The organism is Sphingomonas sp. Leaf257 (assembly GCF_001422185.1).
Classification (GTDB): domain Bacteria; phylum Pseudomonadota; class Alphaproteobacteria; order Sphingomonadales; family Sphingomonadaceae; genus Sphingomonas; species Sphingomonas yabuuchiae.
The window spans coordinates 40,077-57,157 of the sequence record NZ_LMMH01000034.1 but is presented as its reverse complement, the minus strand read 5'-3'; the positions used below and the strand labels follow the sequence as shown (position 1 = coordinate 57,157).

Genomic DNA, 17,081 nt, shown 5'->3' with positions numbered 1-17,081 from the left:
CAAGAGCGACGGAAAATGGGTGCGGCATCGTCGACCCATGAACCAAGCCATGAGACGTTACAAGGTCACATTTATGCAACCTGCATCGATCCGCCTCAACCCCGCGCGATGGCCTCCAGCACGGTGGCCGCCACTTCCTGCCGACAGATCAGCAGATCGGGCAACAGGGGGTTCTGGCAATTATAGACCAGCGGGCTGCCGTCGATGCGCGACGCATGAAATCCAGCCGCCAGCGCGACGGCGGCGGGGGCGCAATTGTCCCATTCATATTGCCCGCCGTCATGCAGATAGACATCGGCGCGGCCCTCGACCACGGCCATTGCCTTGGCGCCCGCCGAACCCATGGGGATCATGATCGCGCCCAGCCGGTCGCCGACACAACGCGCGATATCGGGCGCGCGGCTGCGGCTGACGACGACGCGCAGACCCGCCGGGCAGGGGGGATGCTTGGGAGGCAGGTCGTCGGTCGCGAAGACCTGATCGCGGTCGGGCACCGATACCGCGCCGAGGGCCGGACGGCCGTCAATGGCCAGGCCGATATGCACCGCCCATTCGCTCGACCCGCTGGCATATTCGCGCGTGCCGTCGAGCGGGTCGACGATCCACACCCGGCTGGCGGCACAGCGGGCGCGGTCGTCCACCGACTCCTCCGACAGGATGAAGTCTTCGGGCCTCGCGGCGCGCAGTCGGTCAAGGATCAGCGTATTGGCATCCCTGTCACCCAGCGCGCCGAGGGCGGCGCCTTCCAATCCGCTCGACGCGCGGATGGACTTGAGCAGTTCGCCCGCCTCGACCGCGACCGAGCGAGCCAGTTCGGCGTCGGTCACAGATCGTAACTCCAGATACCCAGCACATGCTCGACGATCCGCGATGCCGCCTGTTCCGCCGTCTCCTTCGTCGTGTCGATGCGGATCTCGGGCCGATCGGGCGCTTCATAGGGGCTGGAGATGCCGGTAAATTCGGCGATCTCGCCGGCCCGCGCCTTGGCATAAAGGCCCTTCACATCGCGGTCTTCGGCGACATCCAACGGAGTATCGACGAAGATCTCGACGAACTCACCCTCGGGAAGCAGCGCACGCACCATGTCGCGCTCGGCCTTGAAGGGGGAGATGAAGGCGGTCAGCACGATCAGGCCCGCATCGGCCATCAGCCTGGCGACCTCACCCACCCGGCGGATATTTTCCACCCGCCCGGCTTCGGAGAAGTCCAGGTCGCGGTTCAGGCCGTGGCGGATATTGTCACCGTCCAACAGGAAACTGTGGCGTCCCATGCTGTGCAGCTTCTGCTCGACCATATTGGCGATGGTGGACTTGCCCGAACCGGACAGGCCGGTGAACCACAGGACCTTGGGGGCCTGTCCCTTTTGCCTGGCATGCGCCTCGCGCGTCACCACCGCCGATTGCCAATGGACATTCTGCGCCCGGCGCAGCGCATGGTCGATCATCCCCGCCGCGACCGTCGCATTGGTCGCGCGGTCGATCAGGATGAAGCCGCCGAGCGCGCTGCCTCTCGCATAGGGCTCGAACACGATCGGCCGATCGGCATAGACTTCCGCCAGCCCGATATCGTTAAGCGCCAGCGTGTCGGCGGGGCGCTGCTCCTGGCTGTTGACGTCGACGACATGGCGGGGCGGCTGGACCGTCGCGCCGACCAACTGGGTTCCCAGCTTCAGCGAATAGCTCCGTCCCGGCACCAGGGCTGCGTCGGCCATCCAGACGATGGTGGCGACGAACTGGTCGGCGACCTCGGGCGGGTCCTCGGCGGCGGCGATCACGTCGCCGCGCGAGCAATCGACCTCCTCGGCCAGCACCAGGGTCACCGCCTCGCCCGCCATCGCCTGTTCGCGGTCGCCGTCATAGGTGACGATCCGTGCGATGCTGGTGGTCTTGCCCGAGGGCGCGATCCGCACCCGGTCGCCGACCGATACCCGACCGCTGGCGATCAGGCCCGCAAAGCCGCGAAAGTCGAGATCGGGTCGGTTGACCCATTGCACCGGCATACGGAACGATGCGGCCACCGCGCGGTCGCCGTCGATCGCCACCGTCTCCAGATGCGGCAGCAGCGCGGGGCCGTCATACCAGGGCATATCGGGCGAAGGCGTGGTGACGTTCGCGCCGGTCAGGCCTGAAAGCGGAATTGCGGTGAACCGCTCGATCCCGATCGTCTTGGCGAATGCGGCATAGTCGGCGACGATCGCGTCGAAGACCGACTGGTCGTGCCCGACCAAGTCCATCTTGTTGACCGCCAGCACGATCTCCTTGATGCCGACCAGATGCGCCAGATAGCTGTGCCGCCGCGTCTGGGTCAGCACGCCCTTGCGCGCGTCGATCAGGATCACGGCCAGATCGGCGGTGGACGCGCCGGTCACCATGTTGCGGGTATATTGCTCGTGGCCGGGCGTGTCGGCGACAATGAACTTGCGCTTCTCCGTCGCGAAGAAGCGGTAAGCCACGTCGATGGTGATGCCCTGCTCCCGCTCGGCGGCCAGCCCGTCGACCAGCAGCGCGAAGTCGATATTCGCCCCTTGCGTTCCGACGCGGCGGCTGTCCGCCTCGAGTTGGCTCAATTGGTCCTCGAAGATGGTCTTCGAATCATAGAGCAGCCGACCGATCAGCGTCGACTTGCCGTCATCGACCGAGCCGCAAGTGATGAAGCGCAGCATCGACTTGGCGGCATGGGTCGCGAGATAGGCGTCGATATCGGCGGCGATCAGCGCATCGGGTTGATAGGCGGTCATCTCAGAAATACCCCTCGCGCTTCTTCTTCTCCATGCTGGCCGCCTGATCGTGATCGATCGCACGCCCCTGCCGCTCGGACGTGGTGGTCAGCAGCATTTCCTGGATGACTTCGGACAGGGTTGCCGCCTCGCTCTCGACCGCACCGGTCAGCGGATAGCAGCCCAGCGTGCGGAAGCGGATCGAGCGATCGACCGGCACCTCGCCGGGCCTCAGGCGGAAACGGTCGTCATCGACCATCAGCAGCATGCCGTCGCGCTCCACCGTCGGGCGCGGGGCGGCGAAATAGAGCGGCACGATCTCGATGCCCTCCTGCAGGATATATTGCCAGATATCGAGTTCGGTCCAGTTGGACAGCGGGAAGACGCGGATGCTTTCCCCCTTGTGGATGCGGCTGTTGTAGAGGTTCCACAGCTCGGGTCGCTGCGCCTTGGGGTCCCAGCCATGCGCGGCCGAGCGGAAGGAGAAGACGCGCTCCTTCGCGCGGCTCTTTTCTTCGTCGCGCCGCGCGCCGCCGAACGCGGCGTCATAGCCGCCTGCGGTCAGCGCCTGCTTCAACCCTTCGGTCTTCCACATATCGGTGTGGCGGCTGCCATGATCGAACGGGTTGATGCCGAGCGCCTCAGCCTCCGGGTTGCGGTGGACGATCAGCTCCATCCCCGCCGCCTCGGCCGCGCGGTTGCGCAGCTCGTACATGGCGCGGAACTTCCAGGTCGTATCGACATGGAGCAGCGGGAAGGGCGGGCGTGCCGGAAAGAACGCCTTCTTCGCCAGATGCAGCATCACGGCCGAATCCTTGCCGACCGAATAGAGCATCACCGGACGCTCGGTCTCGGCGACCACTTCGCGAAGGATATGGATGCTCTCGGCTTCGAGGCGTTGCAGGTGGGTAAGGCCAGTCATCGGATTGTCAGATAATGTCGCCAGCGAACCGTGCGACCAACTTATCCTGTCAATCGCGATAGTCCCGCTCCAGCGAGTCGAGGATGCGCGCACCCGCCATGAACACCGCGATGGGGCAGGCGGCGAACAGGATCTTGCCCGGAAGTCCCGGATAAGCGGTCAGATAATGCATGCCGCGCTCGACCGCGCCGAGGCCCAGGCCGTAGATGACCAGAAAAGCCTCGAACTTCGACTTGATCGTGAACAGGGCGACCAGGCGGGACCACATGGCGCCATTACACCACCTGATCGCCCCGCCGCCAAGGGTCAACCGCTTGCCAATTTGAGACAGTCGAGCGCGGTCAGGAGGGCGAGGCACGCGGCCTCGATCCGGCCGATCAGCGCCAGGTCGCCGATTTCGGTGGGGTCGATCGCGTCGGGCCAATGCGCCTCGATCACGGCGGCAATGCGGTCCAGCGCGGCATGATCGACCAGGAAGCGCGGGTCGATGGTCGCCGGGTCGGCCACCACGCGCAGTCGCAGACAGGCGGGCCCGCCGCCATTGGCCATCGATTCGCGCACGTTGACGACCTCCAGCCGCCGGATCGGACCATTGCCCGCGACGTGGTCCTGAAGCCAGGACCAGACGGGGGCATTGTCGCGCGCCTCCTGCGGCAGGATCAGCGTCGGCTCGCCGCCCGGCGGTGTCACCAGTTGCGCGTTGAACAGGTAGGAGGCGATGGCATCCTCCAGGCTGACGCTCTCGGCGGGCACCTCGACGATTTCGACATCGGGCATGAGGGTGCGCAGATCGGTGTAGAAGGTATCACGGTCGGCGAAGGCCTGCTCATGCGCGAACAGCACCCGTTCGTTGGCGACGGCGACGACATCGTTATGGAAGGCCCCCGCCGCGATGGCCGCATCGGACTGGCGCGCGAAGAGCACCCGGTCGGGGGACAGGCGATGCGCGCGGGCGACCGCTTCGCACGCCTGGCGATGCTGGCGCGCGGGGAAGGGGCCACCGCTCTCGCCGAAGACGAAGATTTCGACGCCCGGATGATCATGGCCGCTGCACAGCCGCATGTGATTGGCCGCACCCTCGTCGCCGAAGGGCGCAGGCACAGGTGGATGGACGACAAAGGCCGGGTCGGCGAAGATCATCCGCAGCTGCGCCAGCGTCGCGGGCCATTCATGGCTGCGATGCGGCATGGTCAGCAGATTGGCGACGGTCAGGTGGCAGCGCCCGTCGCGCGTGTCGGGCGCGGGCGAGACGGTCGCGGCGTTGGCGGCCCACATCGCCGAGGCAGACAGCGCCTGCGCCTTCAGGACCGGCGAGGCCGAGTCATAATCGGTCGCCAGCCGCCCGAGCCAGCCATGATCGGGCCGGGAATGCGGCAGGAGGACGCCCTGCACCAACCCCAGGTCGAGATTCGCGCGCATTTTGGCGATCCCCTGAAGCGCGGCGGCCTTGGGATGCGAGGTCTTGCCCGCGTTGCGCGTGGCGGCGAGGTTGCCGTGACTGAGCCCGGCATAATTGTGGCTCGGCCCGATGATGCCGTCGAAATTGATCTCTCTCAGCATGATGCTCACCGATCGATATGCAGGACGGTATCGCCGACCGTCAGGTCGAGCGTACGGGCGGCGTCTTCGGACAGGATGATCCCGCCATCGCCGTCGCGGATCTCGGCCAGCGCGCAACGGAAGTCGGCGAGCCGCCCCGTCGCGACCAGCGCCTCGCGCCCCGGATGCGCGTCGATCGCGACGACCGTGTTTTCGCGCGCGTCGCGGATGGTGCGCACCTGATCGGTCCGCGCGGTCATCGTCGGTCCGCCATCGAAAATGTCGATATAATGTTCGAAGGCGAAGCCCTCATTCTCCAGCATCCGCATGGCGGCCCGCCCCGAGGGATGGGGCAGGCCGATGGCGGCGCGCGCCGTCTCGGTCAGCATCGCGGTGTAGATGGGGTGCTTGGGCATCAGGTCGGCGATGAACTGATGGCCGTGGATCGCATTGAACTGGTCGGCCTCCTGGAAATTCATCCCGAAGAAGCGCCCTGCCAGACCGTCCCAGAAGGGCGATCCGCCCGCCTCGTCGATCACCCCGCGCAGCTCGGCGAGCACCCGGTCGGCGAAGCGCGGGCGGTTGGCGCGCATGAACAGGTAACGGCTGCGGGCGAGCAGCAGGCCCAGACCCCCGGCGCGCTCGCCGGGGTGAAGGAACAGGCCGCCGACCTCGCTCGCGCCTTCCAGATCGGTGGTCAGCGACAGCATCTCGGCGCGGAAGGTGCGGTCGAGTTCCCGGCTATGCTGGGTCAGCGTGCCGATGCGATAGCTGTAAAAGGGATGCTTCTGCCCGACATGGGTGAAGATCTGGCAGGTGCCCCGTACTTCGCCGGTCGCGCGATCCTCCAGCATCAGGACGAACAGCTCGTCCTTGACCTTGCCGTCGCCATGGCCCGCAAAGGCGTCATGGCTGCGCGCCAGCTTGGCGGTCAGGGCGCGGCGATCGGGGGGCAGGTTGGTGAAGCCGCCGCCGGTCAGCTTGGCCATTTCATAGAGGTGGCGAAGGTCGCTATCGACCGCGGGGCGGATGCAAAAGCTGCTCATGCGGCACCGATGATGCGCAGGATGGTCAGCGTCGACAAGCCCGCACGTTCGGCCAGGCTGTCGATCAGCATATATTCGTCCGGAGAGTGGATCGCGCCGCCGCGCACGCCCATCGTGTCGACGACGGGCACCCCTGCGGCCGCGATATTGTTGCCGTCGCACACGCCGCCGGTGTCGCGCCAGCGGATGGTCAGGCCCAGATCGGCTCCCGCGCCGCGAACCGTCTCGAACAAGGCGGCCGCGCCGTCGTCGATGGGTTTGGGGGGGCGATTGAAACTGCCATGGACCTCGACGCGCACATCGTGTTCGGTGGCGATCCGTTCGGCGATCGCCTTCATCGCCGCGCCGGTCCGCTCGATCGCGGCCAGCGCGCGCGGACGGAAATTGACGTGCAGCATCGCCAGATCGGGCACGACATTGTTCGGGCCGCCGCCATCGATCCGGGCCGGGTTGACGGTGATGTCGTCGGCGGCAAGCTGCGACAGCTCCAGCGTGATCCGTGCGGCGGCGACGATGGCGTTGCGTCCCTCCTCGGGATTGCGGCCCGCATGGGCGCTGCGTCCGCGCACGACTATGGTGAAATTGCCGGTGCCGCCCCGCGCGCCTGCCAGCGTGCCGTCGGGCAGAGCGGGTTCGTAGGTGAGCGCGGCAACCTTGCCGCCCGCACATTTCGCGATCAGCGCGGCCGAAGAGGCCGATCCGGTTTCCTCGTCCGAATTGATCAGGACGTCATAGCCGAACCGTTCGGCCAGGGGGCTTGCCTCGACCGCCTTCAGCGCGGCGAGCAGCACCGCCAGCCCGCCCTTCATATCCGCGACCCCCGGCCCACCGAGCCGGTTCTCGTCGATCCGCGTCACGGCCTGGAACGGGTGATCGACCGGATAGACGGTATCCATATGGCCGGTGAACAGCATCCGGCGGGCGGCGTCCGGGCGGACGGACAGCAGCAGATGGCGGCCATGGGCCAGCGGCGCGGACCGGCCGTCGCTGCCGATCCGTTCGACCGGCTCGGGTTCGACCAGGGCAAGATCGCCCGGCAGGGTCCCGAAATGCTCGGCCAGCCGGTCGGCCATGATTGCCAGCCCGGCCACGTTGCGGGTGCCGCTGTTGATCGCGGCCCATTCCTCGACCAGCGGCAGCATGGGATAGGCGGCGGCGGACGCCACCGCGTCCCGCTCGATCGTGTTCAGTCTCTCCATGACCTCAATCTAGGCCATGGACACGGCAAAGGTGAACCCCGTCGCCGAAATTAGAAGCTGTACACCACCGAGGCGCGGGTGATCGTGTCCGTCGTCCGGCGGCCTAGCGGCGGCTCGCTTTCATACTGAACGTTGTAGGACAGCGCGGCCGAGAGCGGACCGAACAGCTTGGCGTTCAGCGCCGAATTCGTGCTGACCGTGCTGTTGAACTTCTGCACATAGGCCGAGGCGTTCTGGTTGAACGTCATGGCCGGGGTCAGCTTCCACACGAAGTTCAAATTGCCGCGCGCGGCCAGCGCGCTTTCGATCCGCCCGTCGGTGAACTCGGTGTGCCGGAACGCCGGGCCGAGTTCGACGTCCAGGGTCATGCGCGGCTTGCGGATCGCGCTGTAGCCCGCCCCGCTCGACGCCGAGATACGGTTGAAATAGCCGAGGAAGCGATCGCTTTCATATTGCGCCGCGCCATAGACATAGTTGTTAGCGTTCAGTTTGAAGTTCGGCTCGTAGGACGCGACATAATGTTCGCGGCTGACGACGTTGAAGCTTTCCTGATAGTCACCCTGGAAGCGCAGCTTGTGTCGCCATTGCAGCCCTTCGCGGGTCAGGTCGACAATGCCCGTCAGGCCGATATTCTGGCTGTTGCCCGTCGTCGCGAAACCGCCCAGTTCCACCCGGCCATGCCACAGGTCGAAAAAGGTCGCTTCGCGCAGGGTCCGGCTGCGGCTCGCGGTCTTTTCGTCCCGCCAGACATCGGCCATCGCGTCGATCGCGTCGGCGGCCTCGGGCACCGCGTTGCGGGCGTAGCGGACGACGGTGGTGATGTCGTTCTCGTTGCCGCTGGCGATCGCGGCCTCCAGCATCGAACGGATCTGGGGCGGGATCAGCGCCGGGTCCGGGTCCTTGGGATCGGCATTGGCGAGCAGGCCGAGCGCCATCGGGATCAGGAACAGCCGCGTCTTCATCGTCCGGTGCCTTAGCCCTTTGTCCCATGGACTGAAACCGCCGCATTTCCATGGGTTGCGGTGAAATGCTTTGCGAAGACGACCAGCAGTTCCTCGTACAGCGCCTTCTTGAACGGCACGATCATGGCTGGGAGCGTTTCCGGCTCGGCCCAGCGCCAGGCGCGGAATTCGGGATGCTCGGTATCGATGCGGATGTCACTGTCCTCGCCCAGGAAGCGGTAGAGGAACCAGATCTGCCGCTGGCCGCGCCACTTGCCCTTCCACACCTTGCCGATCATGTCCTCGGGCAGGTCGTAGGTGAGTTCATGGGGCGCGCGTGCGATCAGCTCGACCTTGTCGGCGGTGACGCCGGTTTCCTCGAACAGCTCGCGAAGTCCTGCCGCATCGGCCTCCTCGCCGGGATCGATGCCGCCTTGCGGAAGCTGCCATGCCTCCAGCGTCGAATCGATCCGCTGGCCGACAAAGACGCGGCCGTCGCGGTTCATCAGGATGACGCCCGCGCAGGGGCGATAGGGAAGGTCGGTCATCATCATTGTCCCATCGGGCGGATGCCCTCCGCCTCGACGATCACGGCCTTCAACGCAAGCAGGAAAGCGGTGAGATCGCGGACGCCGGAGGGGATCGCCTTGCGCAGCGTCGCAAAGCCATGGATCGTGCCGCGTGCCTCACGAAAGGTGACGGGCACGCCGGCCTTGGCCAGCGCGGCGGCATAGGCTCGGCCCTGGTCGCGGATCGGGTCGCACTCGGCGGTCATGATGACGGCGGGCGGCATATCGGCCAGTTCGCCGCGCATCGGCGCCGCGCGCACATCGCCCAGATCGGCGGCGTAGCAGGCGACGAACCAGTCCAGCATTGCGCGGGTCAGGAAATACCCCTCGGCAAAGTCCCGGAGCGAGGGATGCGCGCGCGCCATGTCGGTAGCCGGATAGAGCAGCCCTTGGGCGATCACGGGCGCATCGGCGGGCCGATCGCGCAGGCTCATGGCGGTGACGGTGGCGAGCGTGCCGCCCGCACTGTCGCCTGCCACGATCAGCCCGGTCGTTCCCGGCTGCCCGGCCAGCCAGCGCGCCGCCGCCTCGCAGTCGTCGGGCGCGGCGGGCCAGGGATGCTCGGGCGCGAGGCGATAGCCGACCGACAGGACGGGGAGGTCGAGCGTGCGCGCCATCTCGGCGGCGAGCGGCGCATGGGTGTCGATATCGCCGATCACGAAGCCGCCGCCGTGGAAGAACAGCATCACCGGGCCGGGCTCGCGCCGTTCGCGCGGATCGAAGCGCCGCACGGGGATCGGCCCCGCCGGGCCCAGAATCGTGAACGCCTCATCGAGCGCGAGCGGCCCCACCGGCGGGTCGGTAAGGTCGCGCGCGGCGCGCATCATCTGGCGGGCGGCCTCGGGACCCAGTTCCTGCTGGGGCGGGCCGGGAAGACGGTTATAATAGCCGAGAAAGCGCGCCACGTCGGTTCGCAGTTTTGGGGCACGCAGTTCGGGCAGCGGGGCCGTGGCCCTCCTATCGCGGGTCATGGCTTCCTACCTAGGGGCGATGATCCATGTCGTCCATCACCCCGCCTATGTCACCGAGGCACCGGCGCGTTCCACCTATCGCTGGGGCAAGAACGGGGCGATCCGCGATCTGCTGCGGGCAAAGGGCGATGCAGTGGTCTGGACCGAGCCCGAACTGATCCCGCCGGTCTGGCTGGAGGCGGTGCACGACCCCGATTATGTCGCCGAGGTGCTGGAGGCCCGCGTGCCGCCCGACAAGACTCGGCGGATCGGCTTTCCGATCACCGAGCAGGTCGCCCATCGGGCGCGGGCGGTGCCGGGGGGTACGTGGACCGCCGCGCTGCTGGCGCTGGAACATGGCTTCGCCGCCAATACCGCTGGGGGCAGCCATCATGCGCTGGCCAATACGGGGGCGGGATACTGCGTGTTCAACGATCTGGCGGTGGCGGCGGTGCGGCTGGTCGAGCAGGGTGTCGTCGGCCGGGTGGCGATCGTCGATTGCGACGTGCATCAGGGCGACGGCACCGCCGCGCTGACCGCCGGGCGGCCGGATATCGTGACCTATTCGATCCATGCCGAGAAGAACTTCCCGGCACGCAAGGCCCGCTCGACACTGGACGTCGGATTGCCCGACGGCGTGGATGATGACGGCTATCTCGCCGAACTGGCCGCGACCGTGACGCCGTTCCTCGACGAGCATCGGCCCGACATCATCCTGTATCAGGCCGGGGTCGATCCGTTCGTCGAGGATCGGCTGGGACGTCTGTCCTTGACGCGGGAGGGGCTGGTTGCCCGCGAAAAACTGATCGCCGATCTGGCATTGGCGCGGGGGCTTCCCGTCGCCAGCACGGTCGGCGGCGGCTATGGCGATGACGTCATGGCGATCGCAGAACGGCACGTCACGGCGATCCAGACTCTGGGCGAAAGACTGTCCCATCGGAACCCGGCGAAGGCCGAAGCGTAGCGGCTGGATGACAGCTTCTCCCACGATCCTGTGGTTTCGCCAGGATCTTCGCCTTCACGATCAACCGGCTCTCCTGGCGGCGGCCGAGGCCGGGCCGGTCATTCCGGTCTATATCCTCGATGATGAGACGCCGGGCGACTGGCGGATGGGCGCGGCGCAGCGCTGGTGGCTGCATCACAGCCTGACCTCGCTTGCGAAGGACTTAAAGGAACTGGGCAGCCGCCTGATCCTGCGGCGGGGCAGGGCCGTTGAAACCCTGCGCGCGTTGATGGAGGAAACAGGCGCGACCGAAATCCATGCCATCCGTCATTACGAGCCCTGGTGGCGCAAGGCGGAGGAGGCGCTGGACGATTGTCTGACGCTGCATGACGGCAATCATCTGGCACGGCCGGAACTGGTGACGACGGGCAGCGGCAAGCCGTTCCGGATATATTCGGCCTTCTGGAAGGGATTGCAGGGCCATTTGCCGCCCGAACATCCATGCGACCGCCCCGAGAGGCTGGAGGCCCCTGGGCATTGGCCGAACAGCGATACGCTGGCCGACTGGTCGCTGCTCCCCACCAAGCCCGACTGGTCGACCGGTTTCGACGAGGACTGGATACCGGGCGAGGCGACGGCGCGCGAACGGATGGCGGACTTCGGCGAGAAGGCGGTCGCCTATGACACCGCGCGCAACATGCCGTCCAAGGAGGGCAGCTCACGCCTGTCGCCGCACCTGCATTTCGGGGAAGTCTCGGTGCGTGCCGTGTGGCATTCGCTCGCCCGGCGCGGGGATACCGAGACGTTTCGCAAGGAACTGGCCTGGCGGGACTTTACCGATGGCGTGGTCATGGCGCTGCCTGACTATGCCGACCGCAACGGCCGCGACGCGTTCGACACGATGCCATGGCGGAGCGGTGCGGAGGCGGGCAAGGACCTGAAGGCGTGGCAGACCGGCCGCACCGGCTATCCGATCGTGGACGCGGGCATGCGCCAGCTCTGGACGACAGGCTGGATGCACAACCGGGTGCGGATGATCACCGCCTCCTTCCTCATCAAGCATCTGCTGATCGACTGGCGCGAGGGCGAGCGCTGGTTCTGGGACTGTCTGGTCGATGCCGATTACGGGAACAATGCCGTCAACTGGCAGTGGATCGCCGGGACGGGGATCGATTCGAACATGTTCGGCCGGATCATGGCACCGCTCAGCCAGTCGGAGAAGTTCGATGCGGGCGACTATATCCGGCAATGGGTGCCGGAGTTGAAGCATGTGTCGGACGCCGCGATCCATGATCCGGAAGAGGCCGGGTGTCGGCCGAAGGATTATCCGGCCAAGATCATCGGGCACCGCGAAGGGCGAGAGCGGGCCCTGGCGGCGGCGAAGAAGATGCGGGGGTAGGTCGGGGCGTGGCCTTCGACTTCGCTCAGGCTGAACGGAGGTTGTAAAAGCCGGACTCCCCCCGCTCCGCTTAGCCTGAGCGAAGTCGAAGGCCAAGGGAAGGCATCTCAACTTCGCTCGATGCGAACGGCGGGGTGATTACCGCTTCTTCCGGCACGCATCCGAACAATACACCACCTGATCCCAGTCCCGCGCCCACTTCTTGCGCCAGGTGAAGGGCCGCCCACATGCCGGGCAAGTCTTGCTCGGCAGGTTCTGCTTGGCGACGCCGTTGGGCATCAGCGCGGCTCGGTATCGAGGAAGGCGGCGATGTCGGCCAGATCGACCGTCTTGTCCAGATAGGTCTGCCCGATCCCGCGCGCGAGCAGGAAGGGCAGGGTGCCCGCCGCCATCTTCTTGTCGTGCTTCATATGCTCGACCAACGTCGCGGAGGGGGCATCGATCCCGGCGGCCGCCAAGCCGTCGGGCAGGCCGATCGCGCGGAGATGCGCCGCGACCCGCTCGGCATCCTGCCGCTCGCAGAGGCCCTTGCGCACCGAATAGCGGAAGGCGAGGGCACAGCCCGCCGCGACGCCTTCACCATGGAGCAACCGGTCGGAGAAGCCTGCCTCCGCCTCCAGCGCATGGCCGAAAGTATGGCCGAGGTTCAGGAGCGCGCGGATGCCGTTCGTCTCATGCTCGTCCGCCGCCACGATCCGCGCCTTCGCCGCGACCGAATGCGCGATGGCGTACACTCGTGCATCGGCATCCCCCGCCAGCAATGCAGGGGCGTTCGCCTCGCACCATTCGAAAAAGGCGAAGTCGTCGATCAGGCCATATTTGACGACCTCGGCATAACCCGCCCGGACTTGGCGCGCGGGCAGCGTGTCGAGCACGTCCGGGTCGATCAGCACCATGGCGGGCTGGTGGAAGGCACCGATCAGGTTCTTGCCCGCCGACGTGTTGATCGCGGTCTTGCCGCCGACCGACGAATCGACCTGCGACAGCAAGGTTGTCGGGATCTGTACGAAGCGGCAGCCACGCTTGACGATCGAACAGGCGAAACCGACCAGATCGCCGATCACCCCGCCGCCCAGCGCGATGACATGATCCGCCCGCTCGATGCCGAGCTCGAGCAGCCGGTCGCAGACATGCTCCAGCATCGCCCAGCTCTTGGTCTTCTCGCCCGGCGGCAGGATGATCGCCTCGCTCGCGACGCCCGCAGCCTCCAGCGATGCCTGGAGCACCGCCAGATGCGGCCGGACATTTTCGTCGGTCACGATCGCCATGCGACGCCCGCGCGACAGGGGCGCAAGATACTCGGCGGCGCGGGGCAGCAGCCCGGCTTCGATATGGATGGGATAGCTGCGGTCGCCGAGCGACACGGTGACGGTCTTCATCGTCCGATGGCTTTCAGGATGGCGTTGACGGTGGCCTCGTGCGGCCCCCGCTTGCTGGAGACATGGATTGGGGCGAGCGCATAGATCGGGTTGCGGACGGCCGACAGCTCGCGCAGCACCTTCAGCGGGTCCTTGCCGCGCAGAAGCGGCCGGGTGTCGCGGCGCTTGACGCGCTCGGCCAGGACCTCGGGGCTCGCATTCAGCCAGATGGCGGTCGCCTGTTCCAGGATCAGCGCGCGCGTCTCGTCATTGATGAACGCGCCGCCGCCGGTCGCGATCACCTTGGGGCGACCATCGACCAGCCGAGCGATCACGCGGCGCTCGCCGTCGCGGAAATAGGGTTCGCCGTAATGTTCGAAGATTTCGGGGATGCTCATGCCGGCGGCTTGCTCGATCGCGGTGTCGGCATCGACGAAGGGCACGCGCAACCGATTCGCCAGACGGCGGCCCACGGTCGACTTGCCCACGCCCATCAGACCGACGAGCACGATGGGCGACCCGTTCCAGCTTGCATCTACAGGGTTGTGGCTTTGCAACATTGCGCTCTGCGCTATACAGCGGGCGCGCGCCCGGCAACACCGGCCGGGCTTTCACGGGTCCATTATAAGGTTTTGCGTTTCATGTCCCGTATGGTCGTTTCGCTCATCGTCCTTCTCGTCATCGTCGTCGGCGGGCTGTTCCTGCTCTCGGGCCGGGCGACCGAACGGCCGACCACCCAGGTCGAAAAGGCGGTCTCGCTTGGCAACCTGCAATAAGCGGGGGGGCGCTTTCCGCCACCTGCCCAGGGCCGTAGCCCTGCTGATGGTCGGGGCCGCAGCCATTGCCGCGGCGCAGGACCGTCCCGAATCGCTGCTGCCCCCCGGCTTCGGCCAGCCTGCCGCGCAGCCTAGTGCCCGGCCGACCCCCCGGTTGACGGCGCGCCCGGTCGCAGGTGCGGTGCCGGGTGCTACGCCCGTGGCCACGCCGACGCCTGCGCCGACCCCCGCCGACGCCGTGGGAGCACTGCTGGATACGCTGGCGACCCCGGTCCCGACGCCCACGCCCTCGCCGACGCCCACCATGGATGCGGCGACGCTGGCCGAATATGAGCTGCCTGCTTCGGCCCGGCGGTCGCTGGCGGTGGTCGGTCCTGCGGGGCCGCGCGAAGGGGCGCTGGACCAGACGATCTTTGCCGGTGCCGATGGTCGCGTCGCCGAGACGCTGATGCGGCGCTTATCCGCGCCCCTGCCGTCGCGCTGGACCTCGATCCTGCTGCGTCGCGCCCTGGCCGCGCACGTCGAGACGCCGCGCGGCGTCAACGGCGCGGACTTCGCCGCCGAACGGGCCTGGCTGCTGCTGCGCATGGGCGAGGCGCAGGTAGCGCGGGCGGTCGTGCAGTCGGTCGATCCGGTCAATTACACGCCCAAACTCTATCAGGTCGCGATGAACGCGCTTCTGGCCTCCAGCGACCCGGCGGGGCTTTGCCCGCTGGCCGATCGCGGCAGCGCGGTGACCGGGCTGGGCGGCTATCGGCTCGCGCAAGGCTGGTGCGGGGCGCTGACGGGGGATGGCGCACGCGCCACCGTGGCCGTTCGCCAGATGCGCCGTCAGCGGGTCGCCGACGACTTCGACCTGAAGCTTGCCGAAAAGCTGATGGGCGCAGGGTCCGCTCGCAAGGCGGTCAGTGTCGATTGGAGTGGGGCCGACCGCCTTACGGTCTGGCGGTTCGGCCTAGCCACCGCGACGGGCGTGACGGTGCCGCCGGATTATCTTTCCTATGTCGGGCCACAGGTGCGCGGCTGGCTGGCGACCTCGCCATCTGTGCCCGCGACCGAGCGGGCCGGGGTGGCCGATCAGGCGGCGACACTGGGCGTTCTTTCCAACGCCGCGCTGGTCGATTTCTATTCCGGTCTGGCCGATGACGATCAGGCCAGCCGGGCCCAGTCGGCGATCGGCAACGACCTGCGCAACGCCTATGCCGCCGGGGACGAGAGACAGCGGTTGTCGGCCATGCTCTCCCTCTGGGGTGACGATACGCCTACGCCCTATGGCCGACTGATCCTGACGGCCCGTGCCGCCGCGCGGCTGCCGGTGACGAGCGACGGACGCGAGGCCGACCGGCTGGTCGCGTCAATGCTGTCCGCCGGGCTCGATCGCAGTGCGGCGCGCTGGCGCGATGCGGCGAAGCAGAACAGCGATGCCTGGGCGATGATCGTGTTGAGCGATCCCGACCGGCAAGGCCAGCTGGCTTATGACCAGGTCTCGAATTACAGCGCCGACGCCCTGAAACAGCGCATGTTCTTTGCCGGACTGGCGGGGCTCGAGCGGCTGTCGCGGACCGATATCGAAAAGGGCGCCGAGGCGCTCGACGTACGCGTCGGCCAGCGCAATGCCTGGACCGAGGCGCTGGATCAGGCGGTGGCGGACGGGCAGACCGGCATGGTCGTCCTGCTCTGCGCGGTCGGGATGCAGACCGGCGATTGGCGCGGCGTGCCGCCCCAGGCGCTCTATCGCATCGTCGAGGCGCTGCGCGCGGTCGGATTGGATAGCGAGGCGCGGATGATCGCGGCGGAGGCGATCGCCCGGACATGAACATGCACGATGCCGCGCTGGTCGACCGCTTTCTGGAGATGATGGCGGCGGAGGCTGGCGCGGCGGGCAATACGCTGGCGGCCTATCGCTCCGACCTGCGCCTCGCCGCCGAGGCGATGGACGGATTGCGCGAGGCCGATGAGGGCGCGCTCCAGAGGCTGGCCGAAGGCTGGGCGTCGCTGGCCAATTCCACCGTTGCGCGCAAGGCAGCGGCGCTGCGGCGCTTCTATGCCTTCCTGCATGAAGAAGGGCTGCGCGGCGACGATCCCTCTTCGGTCCTCCCGCGCCCGGGCCAGCGGCGGGCGTTGCCCAAGATACTCAGCCATGCCGATATCGACCGCCTGTTCGCCGCCATCACAGAGCGGACGGGGGCCGCGCATCCCAGCGCAAACGATCTGCGCCTCGCGGCCCTGGTCGAGCTACTCTATGGTTCGGGCCTTCGTGCGAGCGAACTGGTCGCCCTGCCGCGCAATGCCGTTCACCCGGACCGCCCCTTCCTGATCCTGAAGGGCAAGGGCGGCGTCGAGCGGATGGTGCCGATCTCGGACCGGGCGCGGGCGGCGGTGGCGGCGTGGCGGGTGCATGTCCCGGCCGACAAGCTCTGGCTCTTTCCCGGCGGCAAGAAGCATCTGACTCGCATCCGCCTCTATCAGCTGATCAAGGCGCTGGCGGCGGAGGCGGGCATTCCACCCGACCGGGTCAGCCCGCATGTCCTGCGTCATGCCTTCGCCACGCACCTGCTCGGCGGCGGGGCGGATCTGCGCGCGGTGCAGGCGATGCTCGGCCATGCCGACATCGCCACGACCGAAATCTACACGCATGTCGAGGCGAGCCGACTGGTCGAACTCGTCAATGCGAAACACCCGCTCGTTGATTTTCGGGACAAGCGCCCTTAGGCGATAGCGCC

General features: G+C 67.2%; 18 protein-coding genes. 5 read left to right on the top strand and 13 right to left on the bottom strand.

Translation table 11 applies throughout. From position 1 onward, the window contains the following. Nucleotides 1-95: 95 nt before the first annotated feature. From ASF14_RS16100 to ASF14_RS16055, 10 genes are read right to left on the bottom strand one after another with little or no spacing between them, the layout of a single operon-like run. On the bottom strand, nt 96-827 hold the full coding sequence (locus ASF14_RS16100; RefSeq protein WP_201780611.1) for a 3'(2'),5'-bisphosphate nucleotidase CysQ: 732 nt from the start codon (nt 825-827) through the stop codon (nt 96-98). Beyond that, nucleotides 824-2,737, bottom strand: coding sequence for a sulfate adenylyltransferase subunit CysN (gene cysN, locus ASF14_RS16095; RefSeq protein ID WP_056437362.1), 1,914 nt, complete (start codon nt 2,735-2,737; stop codon nt 824-826). Before cysN ends, ASF14_RS16100 begins: the two co-directional genes overlap by 4 nt. A gap of 1 nt (nt 2,738) precedes the next feature. Next, on the bottom strand, nt 2,739-3,638 hold the full coding sequence (gene cysD / locus ASF14_RS16090; protein WP_056437359.1) for a sulfate adenylyltransferase subunit CysD: 900 nt from the start codon (nt 3,636-3,638) through the stop codon (nt 2,739-2,741). Between the two features lie 49 nt (nt 3,639-3,687). Further along, complete coding sequence (locus ASF14_RS16085; RefSeq protein ID WP_042482538.1) at nt 3,688-3,906, bottom strand: hypothetical protein; 219 nt, start codon at nt 3,904-3,906, stop codon at nt 3,688-3,690. A 38-nt stretch (nt 3,907-3,944) separates the two neighbouring features. Further along, the gene (locus tag ASF14_RS16080; RefSeq protein WP_056438348.1) at nt 3,945-5,198 is read right to left on the bottom strand and encodes an N-succinylarginine dihydrolase; all 1,254 of its coding nucleotides are present in this window, start codon (nt 5,196-5,198) and stop codon (nt 3,945-3,947) included. 5 nt (nt 5,199-5,203) lie between these two features. After that, nucleotides 5,204-6,223: an arginine N-succinyltransferase gene (locus ASF14_RS16075; protein WP_056437356.1), complete on the bottom strand. Its 1,020-nt coding sequence runs from the start codon at nt 6,221-6,223 to the stop codon at nt 5,204-5,206. Then, on the bottom strand, nt 6,220-7,422 hold the full coding sequence (locus ASF14_RS16070) for a hydrolase (RefSeq protein WP_056437353.1): 1,203 nt from the start codon (nt 7,420-7,422) through the stop codon (nt 6,220-6,222). The genes ASF14_RS16075 and ASF14_RS16070 overlap by 4 nt, the downstream gene beginning before the upstream one ends. Before the next feature lie 50 nt (nt 7,423-7,472). Beyond that, a complete protein-coding gene (locus ASF14_RS16065; RefSeq protein WP_056437350.1) occupies nt 7,473-8,384 on the bottom strand; it encodes a DUF481 domain-containing protein in 912 nt (303 codons plus the stop codon). An 11-nt stretch (nt 8,385-8,395) separates the two neighbouring features. Next, nucleotides 8,396-8,911 (bottom strand): RNA pyrophosphohydrolase, encoded by a 516-nt coding sequence (locus tag ASF14_RS16060; RefSeq protein ID WP_056438345.1) that lies wholly within the window; start codon nt 8,909-8,911, stop codon nt 8,396-8,398. Between the two features lie 2 nt (nt 8,912-8,913). Beyond that, nucleotides 8,914-9,903 carry an alpha/beta hydrolase gene (locus tag ASF14_RS16055; RefSeq protein WP_056437347.1) on the bottom strand — a complete coding sequence of 330 codons (990 nt, stop codon included), beginning with the start codon at nt 9,901-9,903 and terminating at the stop codon, nt 8,914-8,916. A gap of 19 nt (nt 9,904-9,922) precedes the next feature. Here ASF14_RS16055 and ASF14_RS16050 point away from each other — a divergent pair, with 19 nt between their 5' ends. Next, nucleotides 9,923-10,846: a histone deacetylase family protein gene (locus ASF14_RS16050; RefSeq protein ID WP_056437345.1), complete on the top strand. Its 924-nt coding sequence runs from the start codon at nt 9,923-9,925 to the stop codon at nt 10,844-10,846. A gap of 7 nt (nt 10,847-10,853) precedes the next feature. Next, nucleotides 10,854-12,224 carry a cryptochrome/photolyase family protein gene (locus tag ASF14_RS16045; protein WP_056437343.1) on the top strand — a complete coding sequence of 457 codons (1,371 nt, stop codon included), beginning with the start codon at nt 10,854-10,856 and terminating at the stop codon, nt 12,222-12,224. Nucleotides 12,225-12,362: 138 nt separating this feature from the next. On the opposite strand, the gene ASF14_RS20960 is transcribed toward ASF14_RS16045, so the two are convergent. The 3 genes from ASF14_RS20960 to ASF14_RS16035 are packed head-to-tail and all read right to left on the bottom strand — an operon-like array spanning nt 12,363 to nt 14,142. Further along, entirely contained in the window at nt 12,363-12,503 is a 141-nt protein-coding gene (locus ASF14_RS20960) for a DUF2256 domain-containing protein (protein ID WP_082442294.1), read from the bottom strand. Next, nucleotides 12,503-13,603: a 3-dehydroquinate synthase gene (aroB, locus tag ASF14_RS16040; protein ID WP_056437340.1), complete on the bottom strand. Its 1,101-nt coding sequence runs from the start codon at nt 13,601-13,603 to the stop codon at nt 12,503-12,505. Before aroB ends, ASF14_RS20960 begins: the two co-directional genes overlap by 1 nt. Further along, complete coding sequence (locus ASF14_RS16035; RefSeq protein ID WP_056437338.1) at nt 13,600-14,142, bottom strand: shikimate kinase; 543 nt, start codon at nt 14,140-14,142, stop codon at nt 13,600-13,602. The genes aroB and ASF14_RS16035 overlap by 4 nt, the downstream gene beginning before the upstream one ends. Before the next feature lie 81 nt (nt 14,143-14,223). Between ASF14_RS16035 and ASF14_RS22430 the strand changes: the two genes are divergently transcribed. From ASF14_RS22430 to ASF14_RS16025, 3 genes are read left to right on the top strand one after another with little or no spacing between them, the layout of a single operon-like run. Then, the gene (locus ASF14_RS22430) at nt 14,224-14,358 is read left to right on the top strand and encodes a hypothetical protein (protein ID WP_257575576.1); all 135 of its coding nucleotides are present in this window, start codon (nt 14,224-14,226) and stop codon (nt 14,356-14,358) included. 46 nt (nt 14,359-14,404) lie between these two features. Then, nucleotides 14,405-16,174 carry a hypothetical protein gene (locus tag ASF14_RS22425; RefSeq protein ID WP_082442293.1) on the top strand — a complete coding sequence of 590 codons (1,770 nt, stop codon included), beginning with the start codon at nt 14,405-14,407 and terminating at the stop codon, nt 16,172-16,174. Further along, the gene (locus ASF14_RS16025; protein ID WP_056437334.1) at nt 16,171-17,070 is read left to right on the top strand and encodes a tyrosine recombinase; all 900 of its coding nucleotides are present in this window, start codon (nt 16,171-16,173) and stop codon (nt 17,068-17,070) included. Before ASF14_RS22425 ends, ASF14_RS16025 begins: the two co-directional genes overlap by 4 nt. Nucleotides 17,071-17,081: the final 11 nt, after the last annotated feature.

What these genes read in the sequence shown, in the direction of transcription:
- cysN (WP_056437362.1), bottom strand. Translation starts at nt 2,737, where the DNA reads ATGACCGCCTATCAACCCGATGCGCTGATCGCCGCCGATATCGACGCC.
- cysD (WP_056437359.1), bottom strand. Translation starts at nt 3,638, where the DNA reads ATGACTGGCCTTACCCACCTGCAACGCCTCGAAGCCGAGAGCATCCAT.
- ASF14_RS16085 (WP_042482538.1), bottom strand. Translation starts at nt 3,906, where the DNA reads ATGTGGTCCCGCCTGGTCGCCCTGTTCACGATCAAGTCGAAGTTCGAG.
- ASF14_RS16080 (WP_056438348.1), bottom strand. Translation starts at nt 5,198, where the DNA reads ATGCTGAGAGAGATCAATTTCGACGGCATCATCGGGCCGAGCCACAAT.
- ASF14_RS16075 (WP_056437356.1), bottom strand. Translation starts at nt 6,223, where the DNA reads ATGAGCAGCTTTTGCATCCGCCCCGCGGTCGATAGCGACCTTCGCCAC.
- ASF14_RS16070 (WP_056437353.1), bottom strand. Translation starts at nt 7,422, where the DNA reads ATGGAGAGACTGAACACGATCGAGCGGGACGCGGTGGCGTCCGCCGCC.
- ASF14_RS16065 (WP_056437350.1), bottom strand. Translation starts at nt 8,384, where the DNA reads ATGAAGACGCGGCTGTTCCTGATCCCGATGGCGCTCGGCCTGCTCGCC.
- ASF14_RS16060 (WP_056438345.1), bottom strand. Translation starts at nt 8,911, where the DNA reads ATGACCGACCTTCCCTATCGCCCCTGCGCGGGCGTCATCCTGATGAAC.
- ASF14_RS16055 (WP_056437347.1), bottom strand. Translation starts at nt 9,903, where the DNA reads ATGACCCGCGATAGGAGGGCCACGGCCCCGCTGCCCGAACTGCGTGCC.
- ASF14_RS16050 (WP_056437345.1), top strand. Translation starts at nt 9,923, where the DNA reads ATGATCCATGTCGTCCATCACCCCGCCTATGTCACCGAGGCACCGGCG.
- ASF14_RS16045 (WP_056437343.1), top strand. Translation starts at nt 10,854, where the DNA reads ATGACAGCTTCTCCCACGATCCTGTGGTTTCGCCAGGATCTTCGCCTT.
- ASF14_RS20960 (WP_082442294.1), bottom strand. Translation starts at nt 12,503, where the DNA reads ATGCCCAACGGCGTCGCCAAGCAGAACCTGCCGAGCAAGACTTGCCCG.
- aroB (WP_056437340.1), bottom strand. Translation starts at nt 13,603, where the DNA reads ATGAAGACCGTCACCGTGTCGCTCGGCGACCGCAGCTATCCCATCCAT.
- ASF14_RS16035 (WP_056437338.1), bottom strand. Translation starts at nt 14,142, where the DNA reads ATGTTGCAAAGCCACAACCCTGTAGATGCAAGCTGGAACGGGTCGCCC.
- ASF14_RS22430 (WP_257575576.1), top strand. Translation starts at nt 14,224, where the DNA reads ATGTCCCGTATGGTCGTTTCGCTCATCGTCCTTCTCGTCATCGTCGTC.
- ASF14_RS22425 (WP_082442293.1), top strand. Translation starts at nt 14,405, where the DNA reads ATGGTCGGGGCCGCAGCCATTGCCGCGGCGCAGGACCGTCCCGAATCG.
- ASF14_RS16025 (WP_056437334.1), top strand. Translation starts at nt 16,171, where the DNA reads ATGAACATGCACGATGCCGCGCTGGTCGACCGCTTTCTGGAGATGATG.